Here is a 20,905-nt window from a genome sequence, read left to right as displayed (position 1 = left end):
ATCCTCGCCAGTCGCTGCTGAGTATCCCCAGGTCAAGGTCATTGGAGTCCTGTTTCTATGAAGCCGCCGCTGCTGCTCATCGGGCAGGGCTCACACGAAGACAACGAATCCGTTGAGTTCGGCAGGTTCATCCACCGGCTCCGCTGCCGGCTGGATCGGAGCGCGGCCGAGGTGTCAGGCGGATACATCGCCAAGGCCAGGCCGCGGCTGCGCGACTCGGTCGCCGCGCTGGTCGCGCACGGGCACCACCGCATGGTCGCGCTGCCGCTGAGCCTCACCGGCGACGTCCGCATCGGCGCGGACATCCCCGCGGCGATGGCCAGGGAGCAGGAGCGTCACCCCATGCTCACCTGCGACTACGGCCGTCCCCTCGGCTCGGACCCCCGCATTCTCGCGCTTCTCGCCGAGCGCCTGGCGGACGCGGCGGCCGAGGTCGCCAGCCTCCGTCTCGTCCCCGCGGCCGCGAGCCCGTTCGACGACGAGCCCGAGCGCATCGAGATCGGCGAGACCGCGGTCGTCCTGGTCGGCGACGGCTCGACCAGTCCCGCGATGAACGCGGACGTGCACCGCGTCTCCCGGTTGTTCTGGGAGACCCACGCCCACGAGTACATGACCGTTGAGACCGCCTTCACCTCCCTCACCCCGCCCGGCGTCCCCGGCGGCATCGAGCGCTGCCGCCGCCTCGGCGCCAAGCGTGTGATCGTCGTGCCCTACCTGCTGTTCGCGGGAGGCGTCCTGGACAGGATCTGGGCCCAGGCGATGGCCTACGCCGCGGGCCACCCTGACCTGGACGTCCGCTGCGCCGACGTCATCGGCGACTGCGAGGGGCTGGCCGACGTGGTCGTCGAACGCTACGAGGAAGCGCTCAGCGGCATCGCCTGGTGACCGTTCCCCCGGATCTCGAGTCCTGGGGCGGGATGACCGTCTTCGACCTCTTCACGAGACACTGAATGGCATGACCACCCTTGAGCAGACCGTGGCCGCGATCCGGCCCGCCGACCCCGAGGCCCTCGCCGAGGCGAGGGCACACCAGGACAGGCTGACCAAGCCGAGGGGCGCGCTGGGCGCGCTTGAGGAGGTGGCGGTACGGCTGGCGGGAGCCGCGGCCGTCAGTCCGCCGCCGCTCCCGGTCCCGGCGGCTCTGGCGATCTTCGCGGCCGACCACGGCGTCCACGCCCAGGGCGTGACCCCGTGGCCGCAGGAGGTCACCCTGCAGATGGTCGGCAACTTCCTCGCGGGCGGCGCCGTGGCCAACGCCTTCGCGGCCCAGGTGGGTGCCTCGGTGACGGTCGTGGACGTCGGCGTGGCCGCCGACCTCGCCCCCGCTCCCGGTCTGACGATCAGCAAGGTCGCCCACGGCACCGCCGACCTGTCCCTCGGACCGGCGATGACGACCGCGCAGGCGGTCGCGGCGCTGGAGACCGGCATCGCGGTGGCCCGTGACCTGGTGGACCAGGGGGCCCGCTGCCTGATCACCGGAGACATGGGCATCGCGAACACCACCGCCTCAGCCGCCCTGATCTGCGCCTTCACCGGTGAGGACGCGGCGGTCGTGACCGGCAGGGGGACCGGGGTCGACGACGAGACGCTGGCCCGCAAGGTCGAGGTGGTCCGGCGGGCCCTGCGGGTGAACGCCCTGGATACGGCTGCGAACCGGGGGAACCCGGAGGCGGAGGGCGCGGAGCCGGGGGGAGAGGACGTTCCCGGGGGCGCCTCTGAGGCTGGTTCCGGCCTCTCCGCGCTGGAGACGCTGGCGGCGGTCGGCGGCCTCGAGCACGCCGCGATCGCGGGATTCATCCTCGGCGGGGCGGCTCTGCGGGTGCCGGTCATTCTCGACGGCGTCATCGCGGGATCGGCCGCGCTCGCCGCGGCGGCCCTGGCCCCCGACGTGGCCGACCACTGTGTGGCCGGTCACCGTTCCGCGGAGCCCGGCCACGCCGTCGCGCTCGACCACCTCGGTCTTCGCCCCCTGGTCGAGCTGGAACTCCGGCTCGGAGAGGGCACCGGCGGCCTGCTCGCCCACCCACTCGTCTGCGCGGCCGTCAGGGTCATGCACGAGGTGGCCACCTTCGACTCCGCCGGGGTCACCGACAAGGAAGCCTGACCGCCGGAGCGTTCGGATCCCATTGGTGAGCCCAGGCGCCGCTCTGCTCACGTTGTTACCTGCGGAGCAGCGAACAATGGGGTATTAGCCGGTAGGTTTACCTCCTAACACACCCTGCACAATTCATCGCGAACGGGAGATTTGTCACCATGTCGCCCTACCTGCTCGGTCTGCAGCTTTCCGGGCGGCGGGTGCTCGTCGTGGGTGGGGGGCGCGTCGCCCAGCGACGTGTCCCGGCGCTGCTTGAGGCGGGTGCCCTGGTCACCATCGTCTCGACGAGCGTCACGCACGCTCTCGACGACCTCATCGCGACCGGCCGTGTGACCTGGGAGGCCAGGCCGTACCAGGTCGGTGACGTTGACGGGGCCTGGCTGGTCCAGGCCTGCACCGACGACCGCGCGGTGAACACCGCGGTCGCCGCCGAGGCCGAGGCGAAGCGGATCTGGTGCGTGCGCGCGGACGACAAGGACGCGTCGGCCGCCTGGACCCCCGCCACCGGGCGGGTCGACGAGATCAGCGTGGCGATCACCGCGGGGGGCGACCCGCGCAGGGCGGCGGGTATCCGTGACGCGGTCGTGGGAGCGCTTCGCGACGGTACGGTCGACGCCCGGCGCAACCGCACCAAGCCGGTCGGCGTTGCCCTGGTCGGCGGCGGTCCCGGAGACCCTGGCCTGATCACGGTCCGCGGACGGCAGTTGCTGTCCCAGGCCGACGTGGTCGTCGCCGACCGTCTCGCACCGCAGGCTCTGCTCGACGAGCTCTCCCCGGACGTCGAGCTGATCGACGCCGCGAAGATCCCCTATGGCCGCTACATGGCCCAGGAGAGGATCAACGAGCTGCTGATCGAGCATGCGAAGCAGGGCAAGTTCGTGGTCCGGCTCAAAGGCGGTGATCCGTTCGTCTTCGGTCGCGGGGGCGAGGAGATGCTCGCCTGTGCCCGTGAGGGCATCCCCGTGATCGTCGTCCCCGGCATCACCAGCCCGGTCGCGGTGCCCGCCGCCGCCAACGTGCCGGTGACGCATCGCGGTGTCAGCCAGGAGTTCCACGTGATCTCCGTACACGTCCCGCCGGGCGACGTCCGGTCAACCGTCGACTGGCCGAATCTGGCGCGATCCGCCGGAACCCTGATACTCATGATGGCTGTCGAGCGAATCGCAACGATCGCCGAGACACTCATGCAAGAAGGACGTTCGCCGGAAACTCCCGTAATGGTGGTACAGGACGGTACTCTTCCCACCCAGCGAGCTCTTTACGCCACGTTGTCCACAGTGGCTGAGCGCGTGACCGCGGCTGGGATTCGGCCACCTGCGATCGTGATCGTTGGCGATGTCGTGAAGGTCGGCCAGGAGGTCGAGATGGTTCGAGCGGAGCGGGTACCGTGAAGTCGGCTGCCAACAAGCCCACTCATCAGGGTGAGCGCGACCACCGCCACGCCGGAGCCCCTCAGGGGCAGCCCGACGGCGCCCCCGCGGACGATGAGTCTCCCGGCGAGCAGACGGTCACGTTCCAGGCCATCCGCCCGGATGACGCGGAGCCCGCTCAGGCCTCCGGTCCGCGGCCCCCTGCCGCGCCCCCAGGAGAGGGGAGGAAGGTCGCTGACGCCTCGGGCCCTGTGAGCAGGCAGCGTGCGGCCTCCCCGGCGAGCACAGGCGGCGCCGGTGCTGCTGCGGGGTCTTCCCAGGGGCAGGGCGCGTCGATGCCGGTCGACGATGCTTTCGAGGCTTTCCGCAGGGCGGCTGAGGCGGCTATCTCGTCGGTGAACGAGGTGGCCGCGGCCGCTCAGGCGAGGAACGACGCCGTGACCTCTTCAACGAGCACGCCCGCCGCTCCCATGGGCAAGTCTGTCGCTCCCACGGGCAAGCCCGCCTCTTCAACAGGCACGCCCGCCACCCCCACGGGCAGGCCTGCCGCCCCCACTGGCGGCTCAGCGGGCAGGCTCGCCGCTCCCGCAGGCAAGGGCTCCACGGGCAACGACGGCCCTCTCTCAGGCGGCCCTACGGGCGAGGGGGTGTCTCCCGCAGGAGGAGGTGCCGCAGGTTCCTCCGATGGGAAGGGCACCGCGGGTTCTCCCTCGGGCACGGCCCTGCCTCCCGCGGGAAAGAGCCTCACCGGTCCTTCCACGGGGAAGCCCGCGTCTTCCACGGGCAAGCCCGCCGCCTCCCAGAGGGGCGGCGACGCGGTCACCGGGGGAGGGGAGACGGGAGCCGTCACCCCTCCGGGTAACCCCGCCGGGGCCGCCCGTAGAGGCGCTGTCGCTCCCCGGGGGAACTTCCAGGCGAGGAGAAACGCCACCTCGCCCGCACGTGGTGGTGCTCCAGCCTCGCCGGAAACGGGCACCGGGAGAGGTCCGGGTACGGCGCCGCCTGAGGGCGGCGCTGGTGCTTCTGCGGGGTCTTCCCAGGGGCAGGGCGCGTCGATGCCGGTCGACGATGCTTTCGAGGCTTTCCGCAGGGCGGCTGAGGCGGCTATCTCGTCGGTGAACGAGGTGGCCGCGGCCGCTCAGGCGAGAAACGACACCGCGCCCCCTTCAACGGGCACGCCCGCCGCTCCCACGGGCGGGCCCGCTTCTTCAACGGGCAAGCCCGCCGTTCCCACAGGCAAGGCCGCCGCCCCCACGGGCAAGTCTGTCGCTCCCACGGGCGGAGCGGCGGCCAAGGGCTCGACTGGCAGGCCCGCCGCTTCCACAGGCGACCCCGCAAGCGGCTCCACGGGCAAGCCCGCCCCGGGCGAGGACGTCTCGGACACAGGCGCGTCTCCCGCGGAGGGAGGTGCCGCCGGTTCCCCCACCGGGAAGACCATCGCGGGTTCTCCTAAGGGGAAGAACGCAGGTTCTCCCGAAGGGAAGGGCGTCCCTTCCACCTCAGACGGCCCTTCCGGTGCCTTCCGAGACGGTGGCGTCCCTCCTCTCCGTGCGAACACGCGGGAGGAAAAGCCCGAGAAGGGCTCCAAGGGCGCTCCCAAGGAGGCCGAAGCCGTCACCGGTGTCACGGGCACGGCGGCGGCCGCGAGGAGCGCGAAGGCCGAAGACGATCCCCTCGGTGCCGGTGCCGGTGCCGAAGCCCCGGCTGGAATCCCTGCCGGGGTTCCCTTGGAGAACAGCGGTGCCGAGGCGCGCGAAGGCGCGAAGACGGACGCGGAAGGCGACGCGGACGGCGATGCCCTGGGCTCCGTTTCCGGTGCGAGCCCCGGCGAGGGCGCGGGTTCCGACATGGCTCCGGCCCGGGACACGCGGCCGGACCCGCTCTCCGAGCGTGGCCAGGACCCGGACGAGATCGCCCTCCTGGAGGAGGACGATCAAGACGAGGACGATGAGAGCGAGGGCTGGGGCGAGGCGGCGAGGGCTGACCGGGTACGGGAGCTGCCGCTGCCGGAGGCTGTCTCCGAGGCCCTGGCCAACGCGCTCACCGCCCTGCGCAACACCGTCACCGACCTCCATTTCGGTCTGGACCTCCCCGGCGCGGAGGAGGCCAGGCGGGCCCAGAGCGAGATCCTGGCGCAGCTCGACGACTACGTGATCCCGAGGATCCACATGAGCACCGCGCCGGCGCTCGTCGTCATCGCGGGCTCGACCGGGGCGGGCAAGTCCACACTCCTCAACACCCTGGCCAACGCCAAGGTCAGCGCCACAGGTGTGCGGCGCCCGACCACGGGAACCCCGGTTCTCGCATGCCATCCGGACGACTACGAGTGGTTCGCCGAGGGCGACCTGCTCGGCAGCCTGCGGCGGCGGGAGGCCCCCGCCCCCAAGGCGGAGCCGGGCAGCCTCGTTCTCGTCTCGACCGAACGCCTCCCGACAGGCGTGGCACTGCTCGACACCCCCGACATCGACTCGGTCGTCGAGGAGCACCACGAGATCGCCCACCGCATGCTCGACGCGGCCGACCTGTGGATCTTCGTGACCACCGCGGCCCGTTACGCCGACGCCCCCGCGTGGCGCCTGCTCCGCCTGGCCAAGGAACGCGGAGCCAGGCTGGCCATCGTGCTGTCCCGGGTGCCGACCAAGTCCCGCGACGTGATCACCAAGCACTTCGTCAGGATGCTCACCGAGTACGGCCTCGGTGAGGTCGAGCGGTTCGTCGTCAACGAGAGCAAGGTCACTGACGGCATGCTCCCCGACCACGAGGTCACCGACCTGAGGATGTGGCTGACCGAGCTGTCCGTGGACGACCAGCGCAGGGCGCAGGCCGTACAGGCGACCCTGTCCGGAGCGCTAGACAGCTTCCGCGTCCGAATCCCGGCGCTGGCCCGGCAACTGGAGGCCCAGGTCGTCTTCAGGAGCGAGCTGCGGAGTGACGTGGACACCGCCTACGCCACCGCCCTGACAGAGATCGAGGAGGCGACCAGGAACGGCGCGCTGCTGCACGGCGAGGTGCTCGCCCGGTGGCAGGACTTCGCCGGGTCGGGAGACCTCATGCGGACCCTCCACCTGCGCAGGCCGGGCCGGTTCGCGGGGAAGGCGGGCCAGCAGGCGCCAGAGCGGCTCAGCGCGCTGAAGTCCGCGCTCAGGGCCGGGCTGGAGTCCGTCATCGTCTCCGCGGCGCAGCGGGCCGCTGAGGAGACCGTCACGCGATGGTTGCACCGTTCCGGCGCGGGGGAGTCCCTGGCCGCGACCGCAGGCCTGGGCCATGTCTCCGACGAGCTCTCGCGCAGGACCGGTAAGGCCGTCGGCGGCTGGCAGGAGCACATCATCGAGCTGATCCGGACCGAGGGCGTGACCAAGCGGGCGGTGGCGAGGCTCGTCTCCTTCGACGTCGAGTCGCTGGCACTGATCTTCGCGGTCGGTCTGTTCGGTTACGGCTCCGCCGAAGCGGAGAGCACCGGCGGGTTGCCGCAACGGCTCGTGCACGCGCTTCTCGGCGCCGAGTCGCTGCGAACCATCGGCGCCAAGGCCCGCAGTGATCTGCGCGCACGGATCGCCACGCTGTTCGACGATGAGACGTCACGCTACATCCGGGCCCTCGATGGTGCGGGCATCCCTGACGAATCCATCGCCACCCGCCTTTACCAGGCGACGTACAACCTTGAGGTCGCCCGATGAGCGTTGGCACCACCCAGACTCGCCAAGGTCTCGGCAGCCGGCTCGCCGCGCTGTCACGGATCGTGGAATTGGGGCCGGGCAGGGTCGACCCCAAGCTCCTCACCGAGTCGGGGCAGTTGCTGCTGCGCGCCGGTGACAGGCTCAAGCTGTCCTCCGATCACACGGTGGTCGCGCTCGCCGGAGGCACGGGAAGCGGAAAGTCAACGCTGTTCAACTCGATCTCGGGTCTCGAACTTTCTCCGACAGGGGTACGCCGCCCGACCACGGCACGGGCCCATGCCTGCGTCTGGGGCCTGGACGGCGCCGGCCCGCTGCTCGACTGGCTGCAGATCCAGTGGCGGCACCGCTTCGCCAGGGCCAGTGCCCTGGACAAGGGCGAGAGCAGGCTGCACGGGCTGATCCTGCTGGACCTGCCCGACCACGACTCCATCCGCGCGCTCACCGACAACGAGGCCGACCGGCTGATCCAGGTCGCCGACCTCGTCGTGTGGGTGCTCGACCCGCAGAAGTACGCCGACGCGTCGACCCACAGGCGCTACGTGACCGAGCTGGCCGGCCACGAGGCAGTGACGATCTTCGTGCTCAACCAGGCAGACCGGCTGGCCCCAGAGGAACTCGTCGAGTGCGTCGCGGACCTGAACGATCTGCTGCGCCGCGAGGGTGTCGATGACCCCGTCATCGTCACCACCTCCGCGATCGCAGGGGATGGGGTCGACGATCTGAAGGCGGCCCTCGCGGAGACCGTGGCCAGGCGCAGGGCGGCGATCCAGCGGCTGGAGGCCGACCTCGACCGGGTCACGCTCCGCCTGGTGAAGGTCATGCCCGATGTCGGAGCCCCCGCTTTTCCCTCCTCCATCGACGACGCCCGCAGGATCGGCCTCACCGACGCGCTCTGCGACGCGGTCGGTGTGCCCGCCGTCGGTGAGGCCATGGAGAACGTGTACGGCGTGCGGTCCGTTGAGTGGGTCGGCTGGCCGTACACCCGCTGGGCGGCCAAGCTCAGGCCCGACCCGCTGAACAGCCTGCGCCTGGGCGATCTCAGGGACGAGATCCGGGGACTGACCGGAGGTTCGGTCAGCGCGCAGGCCGCCGAGGTCGACAACGCGGTGCATGCCCTGTCCGACGGACTGACCGTCGGCATGCACGAGGCCTGGCAGAACGGGATCAGGGACGCTGCGCGTTCGCACTCGGCTGAGCTGCCCCAACTCCTCTCAGAGGAACTCTCCGAGATCGCGCCCCGCCTCGACCGGGTCCCCAGCTGGTGGCGGCTGCTCCTCGTTTGGCAATACCTCCTGGTCCTGCTCTTCCTCGCCGGGATCGCCTGGTTCGGTACGGCTCTCGCCTACGGTGTGTTCGGCGCGGGAGAGTTGCCGTCAGGCTTGGCGGTGTTCGGTGAGGCGGCATCACTGCCGTGGGTGGGGCTCATGGTTCTGTCAGTTCTGGGACTCGGCCTGCTCACAGCCGTGGCCAGCCGTAACTTCGTCATGCTCGGCGCGGGTAACGAGCGCGACAGGCTCGAGCGGGAGATGCGCCGCAGGGTCGGGGCGGTGGCCTCCACCATGGTGATCGAGCCGGTGGAACGCGAACTGGCCAGATGCAACGAGTTCTACTCCGCGCTGCGGGGCGTGCGCGGCTGAGCCCGCCTCCTCCCCGGTGACGGCGACAGTGTCCTGAGACGGTGCCTGAGACGGTGCCTGAGACGGTGCCTGAGACGGTGCCTGAGACGGTGCCTGAGACAGGGTCCTGAAGGGGGCGCTCCGCAGCTCGGAAGGGGCGGACCCCGGGTTGTCCACAGCTTTTCCATGAGCGTTCCGGCTATCCCCAGAACGCGATTCGGTGGCCCGTGCCATGGGTGGCGCGGGCCACTGTGTCTTTCACACGCCGGGCATTCTGCCCGCTCTCATGGGAGGCACGATGAACGACATCTATGTCACGCTGACCGGTAACGTCGCCGCTCCGCCACGCCAGCACACCTTCCCGGACGGCTCGCGGGTCACCTCGCTCAAGGTCGCCTCGACGAGCCGTTACTTCGACCGGGAGAACCAGCAGTGGTGTAACGGCGAGACGACCTATTTCGGCGTCCGGTGCTTTCGAGGGCTCGGCGACAACGTCGCCCAGTGCCTGATTATGCCGAGTTCTCTGAGCTGATCATGCGCTGTCCTGCGGTGATGCGTCGCGGACATGTCTTCGACGCGGGTGGACGAGGCAATCCCTCACTCGGGCCTGGATCTCTCTGACCACTCCCGCTTCTCGGTTTCACGATCCCCTTCGATCAATCCTCATCCTCTTCAGCTCGCGAAGGAGCTTCATCATGGCCATCGGAGACACCACCATCACCATCGTCGGCAACCTCGTCGACGACCCCGAGCTCAAGTTCAGCGAGAAGGGCACCGCCATCGCGGCCTTCACCGTCGCCTCCACCCGCCGGGTGTTCGACAAGGCCAACGGCAAGATGACCGACGGCGACACCATGTTCATGCGGTGCTCGGCCTTTCGCGAGCTCGCCGAGCACATTGCCGAGTCGGCCTCCAAAGGCACCCGCGTCCTGGTCACCGGTCGGCTCCAGCAGCGCAGCTATGAGGACAAGCAGGGCGTCAAGCGGTGGGTCATGGAGGTCATCGTCGAGGACGCCGGTGTCTCGCTGAAGTTCGCGACTGCCAAGGTCAACAGGGTCACGCGGGAGAAGGTTCCGCACCCGGCCGAGTCCTGGGACAACACCTCCGCCTCCTGGAACGGGGAGAATCAGGAGCGTCAGGAACTGGCCATGGCTGGTGCCGGTGCCGGTTTCGGCGGGCAGGAGGCCCCGTTCTGATCGGCTTGCTCTGGGCCCGCTTCGCGGGCCCAGAGCAAGCCGTCGTTCCTGACCCCGTGGATCAGCCTCGGTCGTGGCAGAAGCTCTTCATGCCGAAGCCGCGGCCGAGAATGTCAGGGCAGAAGGCTGTTCAGTCGGGTGAATAGCTGCGCCGCGCGGTTGAGGGTGGCCTGGTCGATGGGGTGCTGGATCAGAATGTCCTGCTGCTGTCGGAGCAGGACGGCCGCGGGCTTGAAGTGGTCCAACTTGCCGCCGGCAATGTTGTGCTGGCGGAAGTAGGCCTCGACCTGCCGGACGATGCGAGGATCGTGGGGGTTGAGGTCCGCTGCGGTGATCGGGCTCGCCAACTGCTGGTCGTAGGCCTGGTTGACCAGCGCGAGATAGAAGTCCGGGTCGAAGAGATCTTCGATGTCGGCGTCAGCGGTGCCGGTGAACTCGCTGATCTCGACGAGGCCGTTGGCGGCGAGTTGGCCGTTAGCGCGCAGGCGCTGGACGGCCCCGACGTCCTTGGTGCTGGAGTCGACCAGGACAGCGACGTGGAGCTTGTTCGCGCCGAGCAGGGTGACGAAGGTGGACAGCTTGCCGGAGCCACCGATCGGCGTCTTGACCCAGCGGGGGTCGAGCCCTTCCTGCCCTTGGTGCTGGACCAGGTCGGACAGGACGTCAAGATAGATCAGGTCGCTGGGGCCTTCGAGGAGCAGGGTGTGCTCGCCGACGAACAACGTCTGGCTCATCTCGATGCCCATGGCCGTCAGCAGGGGGAAGGCGGTGTCGGTGTCGGCCTCGAAGATCTCGGAGGAGACCTTCGTGCCGACCTTGTCCCGGTCGATGACGGTGCGCACGCAGTGCAGTTGGTCGGACGAGACCATGAACGGTGAGTGCGTGGTGTAGAGAACCTGATGCCGGGGCGCCAAGCGCTCATCAATGAGGCGGAGCAGATCTTCCTGGGCTCGGCCGTGCAGGGACAGGCCGGGCTCGTCCAACAGCAGGATGAGGTCTCTGTCGGACTCGCGCTCCAGGTCGGTGAAGTAGGCCAGGAAGGAGAAGAACCAGACGAACCCACGCGAGCGCTCGTCGAAGGGGACGGAGGCGCGGTGGCGCCGGTTGAACACCCGAATCTGCAGGATAGGGCCCTCGTTGAACGGAGGGACCGCTCCGTCTTCCACCGGAAGCACTTCGAGCTGGACCTCGAGCTCGTCATTCTGCGACCAGAATTCGAAGACCTCGTCGGAGATCACGTTGCCGGAGTTCTCCAGTTCCCTGATCAGGCGTTCATGCTGGTCGGTCCGGTGGAAGTCCTCCAGCTCGACGTCGGCGATGGCGAGCAGGCTGAGCAGCGCCTGCTCGCCCCGGGTGACCTGACCCGCATCCCGGCGGCGCATCAGGTCGGGAATGGAGACCTTGCCGGGCATGGTGTCGTAGTCGTCGAAGTAGACGAACTTGGGCATTCGCGGCCAGGCGTATTTGTCGAGCAGGTAGTAGCCGACATCCTGATGCCGCCATTCGCGGATGCGGCTGGCGAGTTCCCCAGCGGCCGCCGACGGTTCCTCCAAGTTGTCCAGAGTCTCCAGGAGCTCCTCGACAGTGGCGGCGCCACTGACCTTCTCGGCGGCGCTCCTGGGAAGGTCGAGTCCGGAGATGAGGTGTTTGACGATCGCCTTCTCGTCATAGGAGTGCTCGAAGGTGACGTTGCTGCTGCGGTAGCCCTTCGTCGCGATGAACTCCGGGCTCAGCAAGGCGCCGGGACCGAGGTCCTTTTCGATCTCGGCCACCTCGTCGTCGCTGTAGCGGAAGGTGGCAGCGATGACGGGGATCCGCTGGTTCGGACGGAATTCCTTGCGCTTGCGGGTCAGCCGCGCCGGAAAATCGATCACTTCGTCGAACTTCGCCGACGACTCGACCGGGTTGAGCCGATAGAGGGCCTGCAGCGCAGTGGTCTTGCCCGACTCGTTCTTGCCGACCAGGCAGGTGACGGCTTCCTCAACGTCGAACGGGGTGGAGTCCTCGATCGATCGATAGTGCGTGATGTGCGCCCTGATGAGCTGCATGTTTCCTTCCAGGGGGTAGGTCCGGCGCATCAGGAAGGAACACACAGAGGTGACAGCGGGGTAGGCCGGTGTGGCCTGGCTGTTGGCCTCAGGATAGAGTCAAGGCGCGAATCAAGACACATCCCGGTGCTCGCGTGAACCCGCGTGCGCCGGGGTTTTCGCTTGCGTGGAATTAGCGTACTCCTCCGCAGCGACAATTTTCTATTTCGTTCCAATCCGACATTTCGCCCAAATGTGGACTCTGTGTTTTCCGCAAGGGAACCACAGAAAGGGATTCTGCTTTTCAACGTAGATCGAACACGCGGGCGATCGTTGGCGCCGTGACCAGCGGCAGCGCCCCGCAGTCTCGCAGCAGGCCCCTCAACGGAGTTGAGATCCTTGACTTGAGGAAGATCCAAGAGTCCGTAACCTGCGAATCTCACCCAGTGCTGCCTCCAGCCGCCGGGTGAGATCGCCGACCTGATCCCGGAGCTGACGATTGCGCTCCAACGCTGTGTCGAGCCGTCGTTGGAGCGAGGCCTCGCTGGCGGGGTGCCCTCCGGTCCGGGTCGAGGCGGGTCTGCGGGTCTGGAGCTGTGCGATGGCCGTGATCAGGTCGGTCTGGGTGTATAGCCAAGAACGGGAAACGTCGGCGGCCGCGGCGATGCCGACGACGGTCGGGCGTTTGCCGGACCGTTCCGCGTCGGTGATGGCCCGCTCCGCGCGTTGGCGAGCGTCGTGGCTGCGCTTTTTAGAGGCCTCGACGAGGAAGCGCGCGTTGTCAGCCCGTGGCATCGAGATCGGTCACCTTTCCACCGGCCACGATCTGCTCAGGGCCGGTCTGCTCCAGGGCTTCGATGAGGCGGTCGAGCTTGCCCAGCGTGCGGGTGTTTCGCTCCACGATCCGTGTCAGGCCCTGGCGTTCGGCGTCACTGATGAAACGAAGGGTTTCCTCACGCTGGCGACGGTGCTGGCCGATGAAGTCGCGAGTAGTGAGGAAGAAATGGCAGTCCAGACAGGGGTTGGCGAACTCGCAGTCGGTTTGGATCGGCGCGCCGCAGTAGCCGTTGGGCAAGGTGACCTTGGCCCGAACCATGCTGATCTTCATCCACTGGGCGTCGGCCAGGTGATGCCCGGCGGGCAGCGCGACAGGTTCCGCGTCTGCGTTGATCTTGACGGCGTTTTCCCAGTGTGTGCGGACCGTCTCGTTGTGCAAGCGAGCATAGATCGCGGTCATCTGCGGGGACATGTGGTCGAGCAACTGCTGGACGACGTGCTGAGGGACGTTGGCGTTGATCAGCCGGGTGCCCACCGTGTGCCGGAACTGGTGCGGGGTGATGTGGGTGGGGCGGCCATGCTCATCCAGGAGCTGGATGCGCTTCAGCCAGACTCCCAGCTGGTTGCGAAAGGCCTTGTCGCTGGCGGGTTTCTTGCCGTCGAGGTTGGCCTGCAGGGCGGCGAACAGCCAGGGGCAGCCGCCGGGATAACGCTCCAGGGTGCGGCGCTGCTGGGCGGCGATCACCTCGGCGAGGGCCTCGCTGACGGGGAAGAACGCCGCGCGGTCGTGCATCTTGCGATTCAGCCAGGCCAGGTAGGGCGCTTCGGAGTTGTCGCGGACGAGGCACTCGAAGGGCAGGTAGCGGGCATCCTTGAGCCGCAGCCCGCAGGCCATGATGATCTGCAGCATGGCGCGGCCCTCCTCATGAGGGAACAAAGCGAGGGTGTCCGGGGCCTCCAGCTGCCGCATCAGGTGTTCGGCGATCCAGCGAGGGTTGGCGCGCTTCTTGGGCGGCAGGTCGTCGTGGAAGATCAGCGCGCCAGAGGGGAGCCGTGCTTCCCACTCATGCCGGTGAATGTCCTTGAGGAAGATGCTCAGCGACACGATGCGCTGGCCGCGGCCGGGGGTTGGCCACTCAACCTGTAGCGCGGCCATCCAGGCTTCGAGCCGGGACCGGGTGAGGTCCTCGGGCTGGGCGCCAGGGACGGCAGCGGCGAGGTGGGTGGCGAAAGCGGTGCAGTTCACCAGGTCACGGGCGACGGTCACCGGGGCCAAGCCCTTGCTCAGCCGCAGTCGACACCAACGCTTGGCCAGCTCACGCAGCCAAGGCTGGGGAATGAGGCTGAACCGCATATGGCGGGCATCCTCGTTCTGAAAGCCGAGATGACGAAGATCCCAGACATCGCGCGGATACTGATCCGCCCAGGGATCACCGTCCATGACCAGGGCTTCCAGCCGGAAACGCGTGTCCAACAAGAACACCCGGGCGATGACATCGAAAGCGTGCCGATGAGAACCGAGCTGCTGGCGCCATTCGCCCTCGGTGTAGTCGAGCAAGCTGGTGACGCCCAAGCGCCGCACCCAGTTCACCGCAGTGACCACCGACCGGATCGAGGTCAGCTTATTGGCCTCATCGTGGCGGCACTGCAGGCCAAACTGCAGCTCCAGCCGAACCTGTCGGGGAAGGTCGTGCAGCCGCACCCGCGGATCGCGGCCGTGGGCGAGTTCCGCGAGGAAGTCCTCAAGGCCCGGACGTCCCTGCCAGCGCCAGCGTCGGTCATGGCTGATGCAAAGCGGCATGTTGGGGCCATCGGTCCACCGCTCGCATTCAGGCACCCGGCAGGTCGTCTCCACCTGGCCTGCGTTGCGTGGCGGCGAGTAGAGCGTCCGTCCCACCCACGTCTCGACATCGGGCCGGCCGGCCGCCGCCCATGCCAAGACGTGGCGATGGCAGAGTGTGTGGGCCTTGCGGGCCCGCTGACAGCCGCGAATCGCGCAGCTGAGGATCGTCATCCGGGCCAGGGTGGCGACGTCCTCCTCGGCGACGAAGGCCTCCAAGTCGGACCCAGGGGAGGCCTTCCAACGCTGATAGTGGCCCTGACACAGCTCCTTGGCGGCGAAGCTGATCGCGGTCGGACACGACGGGATCCGGCAGATGCCCTGAAAAAACACCGGGCTGTTCTTAGGCGGATGGAACACCTCGGCGCGAAACTCCGGCCGGACGACCGCCACCAGGCGTTCCAGCAGACCTGTCGACGGACGGGCCGCCGGCGTCGTACTCATCGGCTGACCGCCCCATCCTCGATCACTCCCGCGGAGACAAGGACCCGACGATGATCTTCAACATTCAGGTGGCTGTAGGTCTCGGCGGTGGTCTGTGGGCTGGAGTGGCCGAGCAATTCGGCGACGACCTCGATGGGCACCTCTGCCCGCAGCAGGCGGGTGGCGTAGGTGTGGCGCAGAGCGTGCGGATGAAAATGGGCGATACCGGTGCGTTCGCGCAGCCGCTCCACCAGGTCGTTGACGTTCTCCCGGGTCATCGGAGCGCCGAGGGGCGGGTGGAAGAGGTTGACGAAGGCATAGTCGCAGTCCAGCGATCCGTACTCGGTTTCCATGTAGTCGGCGTAGAGATCGAACAGATCCCCGCGGACCGGCACGATCCTGCTCTTCATGCCCTTGGCGCGGGCGCCGTTGGCGTTGTTCTCACGGGCGATGACATGCACTTGGCCCCGGCGCAGGTGCAGGTCGCTGTGCCGCAAGCCGAGCGCCTCGCTGATCCGCAGCCCCGACTCGTCCAGCAAGGTGAAGAGGAACCGGTCGCGTCGCCGACGGCAAGCATCGAGGACCTGGCGGACTTCCTCCGGGGTCAAGGGCTTGGGCGGCTTGCGCCGCACGTGAATGCGGATCGGGCTGTAGGACTGCGCGCCGGGCTGTCCGCGGTGGGTATGGGCCAACATCGGGATGTAGCGGCCGGTTGGCCGAGCTCCGATGAGCTCGCCGAGCAGCGCGGGCACCGACTCATCGCGTCGGGCATGGAAGCGGTAAAAGGAGGCCACCGCGCTGCGCTTGCGCTGCAGGGTGCTGTTCTCCACCGCTGGCGCGGTCCCGGGCAGCATGAACACTCCAGGCGTGCGGGCAGGCTTGGGGCGCCGCAACCAGTCGAAGAACTGGGCCAGCTGCTCCAGGCCAAGCCGCCGAAAGTCCAGGCCCGCCTGGTCAAGCCAGACGAAGAGATCCTTCAGATCATGGGCATAAGCCTGAACAGTGTTCGGAGCCGCACCCGTGGCCCACAGATGCGCAAGGAAGTCTTCGATGGGTTCGACGGGGAGACCGTCCGATCCCACCACGGTGCAAGACGCCGGACCTCCGTCGGGCGACCGCAGTCGCTGTACGGCAAGCGGCACGGGCCACTCCCTGATCGACATGGACATGGAAGCAAGACCTGTCCATGTAGCACAGATCGTAGAGACTTCACTGTGAGTTGGAGGTCAATGACACTCCGTTACTCGCTCCACATAGCGGTCCGGGTCGGGCAGCCGATCGTCGTGCAGGGGCGGCTGCGCATCCGTGAGTTCACCCACGACGGTGAGCGTCGTTTCATGCCCGAGGTTGAGGCCAACTCGCTCGGGCACGACCTGCGCTGGGGCCTGGGAAGCTTCAGCAAGCCGCAACGGGGCGGGGCGGCCCCGGTGCTAGGCATGCAGCAGCGGAACGAGCTCGACAAGGAGACGCACGACTGGGCCATGGGCAGTGCCGCCCCCGCCACGGGCTTTGCGGTCCGCGCCGCCTCCGGCCCGGCGAACGCCTCCGGTTCCCTGGCTCTGCTGAGAGGCGGGGCTGACGGAGACGAGTCGGTTGAGACGGCCGGGGCCGGAGGAGGTGCGGTGAGACGGCTCGCCGGAGAGTACGGAGCAGCGGACCACGACGCCGACCACGATGCCGATCACAACGCGGAGCACGATACGGGCCACGACGTGGAGGAGGGCCAAGGCGTGGGGCGAGAGCCGGGGCCGGGTGACGGCAAGGCACGCGACGAGACGCCGTGGCCTACGGAGGTGCGCATGGCCGCTTGAGGCGGCGGATTCCCGCCAGGGGATGTTCTTTGAGGCCGGGGCTCTCGAGACCCGTTCTCCGGGTGGAGTCTTCGGACTGCGGCAAAGGGGCTCCGGAGGGGACAAGGGGGGTGAGAAGGGGTGAGGGGAGGGGGTATCGGCCGTATGCGGTCGGTGCTCTTTCCCACAGAAGGGAGGTGGCGCCGAAAGAACGGCCGATGGACTTGCCCGTGCTACACGCTTGCCGTGCCACACGCTCGAAGCACGGTGCTGGTCCTGTCTCGCAGATCTTGCCTACGCTGTCGGCCGACTACTGATGATCTACGCGTGATGTCGCTCGGCAACCCGCTGCTCTCCCAGGTCAGAGCCACTGTCTGCGGCGACATCACGCGTTGAGATTCAGCAACCGGCGCGTCGTGGTCAACCCGTGCGTCGTGGTCAACCGGTCAACCGGGTGCCTCATGACCAACTGCTGTATCGCCGTCAACCGGTGCGCTTTGACCACCGAGATATCGCGGTCCGCCGGTGTGCCGCAGCCGGTCCGACGCATCGAGGCCCGATGGCGCGCCGCAGCCGGATGGTGCGTCGCGGTCGAGCCGGGTGTGCGGTCAGTGGTGCCTGCGGTTGACGATGCGTGCGATCGGCAGTGCGTGCGGTTGACGGTGCGTGCGGTCAATGATGCGTGCGATCGGCGGTGCGTGCGGTCGATGGCGCATGCGGTCAGCGGTGCGTCGCAGAAGGAGGGGCCGCAACCGGCTGTGATGACCGGGACATCCCGGGGTTCCCGCGGCGAACACGGAGCTTGCGCAGCGTTTTCGCGGGGTGGGGTGGGAACGCCGCGAGATGCCGACTAGGCGACCGCAGGAGGTAAAAGATCTAAGGGACAGGGCCTATGTCCAGGTCACACCTCGCAGCATGGCTGCTCCTTTCCTACATGGTCCGCTCTCCGGGAGGAGCGGTCCCCAAAAATGGGCCACCTGATGAGTGGACCCACTCCGCCCAAGGTAGCGGTTCCCATCGCGCGGCGCACACTCCGCAACTATCGTGTTACACATCGTTAGTCGGAGAAGGGGACGACATGGCGGCACCCAGTCACACCTCGGTCAAATCACGTGACACCGTGACGACCCTGGCCGATCGGTGGCCCATCCTTGGGCAGCGCCGTCCATTGGTTGTCTATCTTTGCGGCATCGTGGCCCTGGATCTCGTCGCAATCGGGTTTTTCGCCGCATCGAGTGATTTCCACTGGCACGATCTACTCACCTTCGTCGCGCTGATGGTCTGCGGCGCCGTCTGCATCGAGGCGACCCGCAGGCTCGGTATGCCCGCGGGTGTCTCCCGCGACCTGCTGTCCGCCTGGTGGCTGCCGGCCGCGCTGCTGCTGCCGCCCGTCTACGCGCTGCTGGCGCCCATTCCGCTGCAGATCCTGTTGCAGAAACGGGTGCGTGAGACGGTTGTCTATCGGAGGGTCTTCAGTTCGGCCGCCATCAGCCTGGCCGGGGGCGCGGCCTCGGTGCTGTTCCACGCCGTGGTCGGCGAACTGGACGTTCCCACAGAGGGGACCGGTGGCCCGATCCTCCTCGCCGTCGGCTGTGCCGTCCTGTTCACGGTGTTGAACACCGCGCTGATCGCCATCGCGGCGCACACCGCTGTCCCCGACACCCGCTGGCGGGACGTGCTGTGGAACCGTGAGAGCCTGCTGCTCGATGTGGTCGAACTCTGCCTGGGCGTCCTCGTCGCCATCGCGTGCGGGGTGAACCTGGCGCTGCTGGTGCTGGCCCTGCCACCGGTGGTGCTGCTCCAGCGCAGCCTGCTGCACGCCCAGCTCCAGGCCGCGGCCCGCACCGATCCGAAGACCGGCCTGCTCAACGCCGCCGCGTGGCAGCGCGAGGCCGACACCGAGATCGTCAGGGCGCGCCGTACCGGGGAGACGCTCGCCCTGCTGATCGTCGACATCGACCACTTCAAACGGGTCAACGACACCTACGGGCATCTGGTTGGAGACCAGGTGCTGATCGGGGTCGCGGCCACCATCCGCAGCCAGCTGCGCGACTACGACGTGGTCGGCCGTTTCGGCGGAGAGGAGTTCGTTGTCCTGCTGCCCAGGGCCGACGTGACCGAGGCCCGCAGGGTCGCCGAGCGGCTGCGTTCCCGCATCGGGCGGATGGCTGTCCCCGCCGACGAGAACATGGTCACCGTGACGATCTCCGCGGGTGTCGCGATCATGAGCATGCACGGTGACGACCTGATCGAGCTGCTCGCCGCGGCGGACCTGGCTCTTTACCGGGCGAAGGAGCTCGGACGCGACCGGATCTGCCTGCCCGCGACGCCTGTGCCGCCCGCCAGGCGGCCAGGGCCGGAGGGTGCCCCTAGCTAAGCCCATCAGGCTCTAAGCTAGAGGGCATGCCGGAGTACATCTACACACTGCAGCGCGTGCGCAAGGCGCATGGTGACAAGGTCGTCCTCGATGATGTGACGCTGTCGTTCCTGCCGGGCGCGAAGATCGGCGTTCTTGGGCCGAACGGCACAGGAAAGTCGACGCTGCTGAAGATGATGGCGGGCCTGGAGCAGCCGTCCAACGGCGACGCCCGGCTCATGCCCGGCTTCACCGTCGGGATGCTCCAGCAGGAGCCCCCCCTCAACGAGTCCAAGAACGTGCTCGGCAACGTCGAGGAGGGCGTCGCCGAGACCAAGGCCATGCTTGACCGGTTCAATGAGATCGCCGAGCTGATGGCCACCGACTACAGCGACGAGCTGCTCAACGAGATGGGCAAGCTCCAAGATGCCCTGGACCACCGCAACGGGTGGGACCTCGACAGTCAGCTCGAGCAGGCGATGGACGCCCTTCGCTGCCCGCCGCCCGACGCCGACGTCACCCTGCTGTCCGGTGGTGAGCGTCGCCGGGTCGCGCTGTGCAAGCTGCTGCTCGAGCAGCCCGACCTTCTCCTGCTCGACGAGCCCACCAACCACCTCGACGCAGAGAGCGTCCAGTGGCTTGAGTCGCACCTGGAGAAATACCCCGGGACCGTCCTGGCCGTCACCCACGACCGTTACTTCCTGGACAACGTGGCCAACTGGATTCTCGAGCTCGACCGCGGTCGTTGCCACCCCTACGAGGGCAACTACTCCACCTACCTGGAGGCCAAGGCCGCGCGGCTCAAGCTTGAGGGGCAGAAGGACGCCAAGCGCAAGAAGCGCCTTGAGGAAGAGCTCGAGTGGGTCCGCTCCAACGCCAGGGCCCGCCAGACCAAGAGCCGCGCGCGCCTGCAGCGCTACGAGGAGATGGCCGCCGAGGCCGACAAGCACCGCAAGCTGGACTTCGAGGAGATCCAGATCCCGCCGGGCCCGCGTCTGGGCACCACGGTGATCCGGGCGGAGAAGCTCACCAAGGGCTTCGAGGACCGTCTCCTCATGGACGACCTGTCGTTCGACCTGCCGCGTAACGGCATCGTCGGCATCATCGGCCCGAACGGCGTCGGCAAGACGACGCTGTTCCGGATGGTCACCGGCAGCGAGACCCCGGACGACGGGCAGGTCGTCGTCGGTGACACCGTCAAGATCTCCTATGCCGACCAGAGCAGGGGCGGCATCGACCCGGCGAAGAACGTCTGGGAGGTCGTCTCCGACGGGCTCGACTACATCAAGGTCGGCCAGGTCGAGATGCCGTCGCGCGCCTACATCGCCGCCTTCGGGTTCAAGGGGCCCGACCAGCAGAAGAAGGCGGGCGTTTTGTCCGGCGGCGAGCGCAACCGGCTCAACCTGGCGCTGACCCTCAAGCAGGGCGGCAACGTGCTGCTGCTTGACGAGCCGACCAACGACCTCGACACCGAGACGCTCTCCAGCCTGGAGAACGCGCTGCTCGACTTCCCCGGCTGCGCGGTCATCACCTCGCACGACCGGTGGTTCCTCGACCGCATCGCCACCCACATCCTCGCCTGGGAGGAAGGTTCGAACTGGTTCTGGTTCGAGGGCAACTTCGCCGACTACGAGAAGAACAAGATCGAACGCCTGGGTGCCGACGCGGCCCGTCCGCACCGCGTCACCTACCGCAAGCTCACCCGCGACTGACGCGAGTCGCCCCCGGCTCCCGGCGC

General features: G+C 68.0%; 14 protein-coding genes. 10 read left to right on the top strand and 4 right to left on the bottom strand.

The genetic code is table 11. From position 1 onward, the window contains the following. Nucleotides 1-57 precede the first annotated feature (57 nt). From AB0395_RS13440 to ssb, 7 genes are all read left to right on the top strand, one after another. Nucleotides 58-885: a sirohydrochlorin chelatase gene (locus AB0395_RS13440; protein ID WP_366280345.1), complete on the top strand. Its 828-nt coding sequence runs from the start codon at nucleotides 58-60 to the stop codon at nucleotides 883-885. Between the two features lie 70 nt (nucleotides 886-955). After that, entirely contained in the window at nucleotides 956-2,104 is a 1,149-nt protein-coding gene (locus tag AB0395_RS13435) for a nicotinate-nucleotide--dimethylbenzimidazole phosphoribosyltransferase (RefSeq protein WP_366280343.1), read from the top strand. A 149-nt stretch (nucleotides 2,105-2,253) separates the two neighbouring features. Further along, nucleotides 2,254-3,486, top strand: coding sequence for a uroporphyrinogen-III C-methyltransferase (cobA, locus tag AB0395_RS13430; RefSeq protein ID WP_366280342.1), 1,233 nt, complete (start codon nucleotides 2,254-2,256; stop codon nucleotides 3,484-3,486). Nucleotides 3,487-5,192: 1,706 nt separating this feature from the next. After that, a complete protein-coding gene (locus AB0395_RS13425; RefSeq protein ID WP_366280340.1) occupies nucleotides 5,193-7,142 on the top strand; it encodes a GTPase in 1,950 nt (649 codons plus the stop codon). Further along, entirely contained in the window at nucleotides 7,139-8,779 is a 1,641-nt protein-coding gene (locus tag AB0395_RS13420) for a GTP-binding protein (protein WP_366280338.1), read from the top strand. The genes AB0395_RS13425 and AB0395_RS13420 overlap by 4 nt, the downstream gene beginning before the upstream one ends. Nucleotides 8,780-9,056: 277 nt before the next feature. Next, entirely contained in the window at nucleotides 9,057-9,290 is a 234-nt protein-coding gene (locus AB0395_RS13415) for a single-stranded DNA-binding protein (protein ID WP_366280337.1), read from the top strand. 163 nt (nucleotides 9,291-9,453) lie between these two features. Next, entirely contained in the window at nucleotides 9,454-9,954 is a 501-nt protein-coding gene (gene ssb / locus AB0395_RS13410) for a single-stranded DNA-binding protein (RefSeq protein ID WP_366280335.1), read from the top strand. A 113-nt stretch (nucleotides 9,955-10,067) separates the two neighbouring features. Here the strand turns inward: ssb and AB0395_RS13405 are convergent, their stop codons facing one another. The 4 genes from AB0395_RS13405 to AB0395_RS13390 form a co-directional block, all read right to left on the bottom strand. Continuing rightward, nucleotides 10,068-12,002 (bottom strand): AAA family ATPase, encoded by a 1,935-nt coding sequence (locus AB0395_RS13405; RefSeq protein WP_366280334.1) that lies wholly within the window; start codon nucleotides 12,000-12,002, stop codon nucleotides 10,068-10,070. A gap of 360 nt (nucleotides 12,003-12,362) precedes the next feature. Further along, the gene (locus tag AB0395_RS13400) at nucleotides 12,363-12,776 is read right to left on the bottom strand and encodes a hypothetical protein (RefSeq protein WP_366280333.1); all 414 of its coding nucleotides are present in this window, start codon (nucleotides 12,774-12,776) and stop codon (nucleotides 12,363-12,365) included. Beyond that, nucleotides 12,763-15,042: a tyrosine-type recombinase/integrase gene (locus tag AB0395_RS13395; RefSeq protein ID WP_366280331.1), complete on the bottom strand. Its 2,280-nt coding sequence runs from the start codon at nucleotides 15,040-15,042 to the stop codon at nucleotides 12,763-12,765. The genes AB0395_RS13400 and AB0395_RS13395 overlap by 14 nt, the downstream gene beginning before the upstream one ends. Further along, nucleotides 15,039-16,163 (bottom strand): tyrosine-type recombinase/integrase, encoded by a 1,125-nt coding sequence (locus AB0395_RS13390; protein WP_366280328.1) that lies wholly within the window; start codon nucleotides 16,161-16,163, stop codon nucleotides 15,039-15,041. The genes AB0395_RS13395 and AB0395_RS13390 overlap by 4 nt, the downstream gene beginning before the upstream one ends. 87 nt (nucleotides 16,164-16,250) lie before the next feature. Between AB0395_RS13390 and AB0395_RS13385 the strand changes: the two genes are divergently transcribed. From AB0395_RS13385 to ettA, 3 genes are all read left to right on the top strand, one after another. Continuing rightward, a complete protein-coding gene (locus AB0395_RS13385; RefSeq protein ID WP_366280326.1) occupies nucleotides 16,251-16,832 on the top strand; it encodes a hypothetical protein in 582 nt (193 codons plus the stop codon). A gap of 1,057 nt (nucleotides 16,833-17,889) precedes the next feature. Next, nucleotides 17,890-19,188 (top strand): GGDEF domain-containing protein, encoded by a 1,299-nt coding sequence (locus tag AB0395_RS13380; RefSeq protein WP_366280324.1) that lies wholly within the window; start codon nucleotides 17,890-17,892, stop codon nucleotides 19,186-19,188. A gap of 26 nt (nucleotides 19,189-19,214) precedes the next feature. Further along, on the top strand, nucleotides 19,215-20,879 hold the full coding sequence (gene ettA, locus AB0395_RS13375) for an energy-dependent translational throttle protein EttA (protein WP_366280322.1): 1,665 nt from the start codon (nucleotides 19,215-19,217) through the stop codon (nucleotides 20,877-20,879). Nucleotides 20,880-20,905: the final 26 nt, after the last annotated feature.

The organism is Streptosporangium sp. NPDC051023 (assembly GCF_040689595.1).
Lineage (GTDB): Bacteria > Actinomycetota > Actinomycetes > Streptosporangiales > Streptosporangiaceae > Streptosporangium.
Note: the sequence above shows the minus strand (reverse complement) of the source record. Positions and strands in the feature narration are given on the sequence as shown.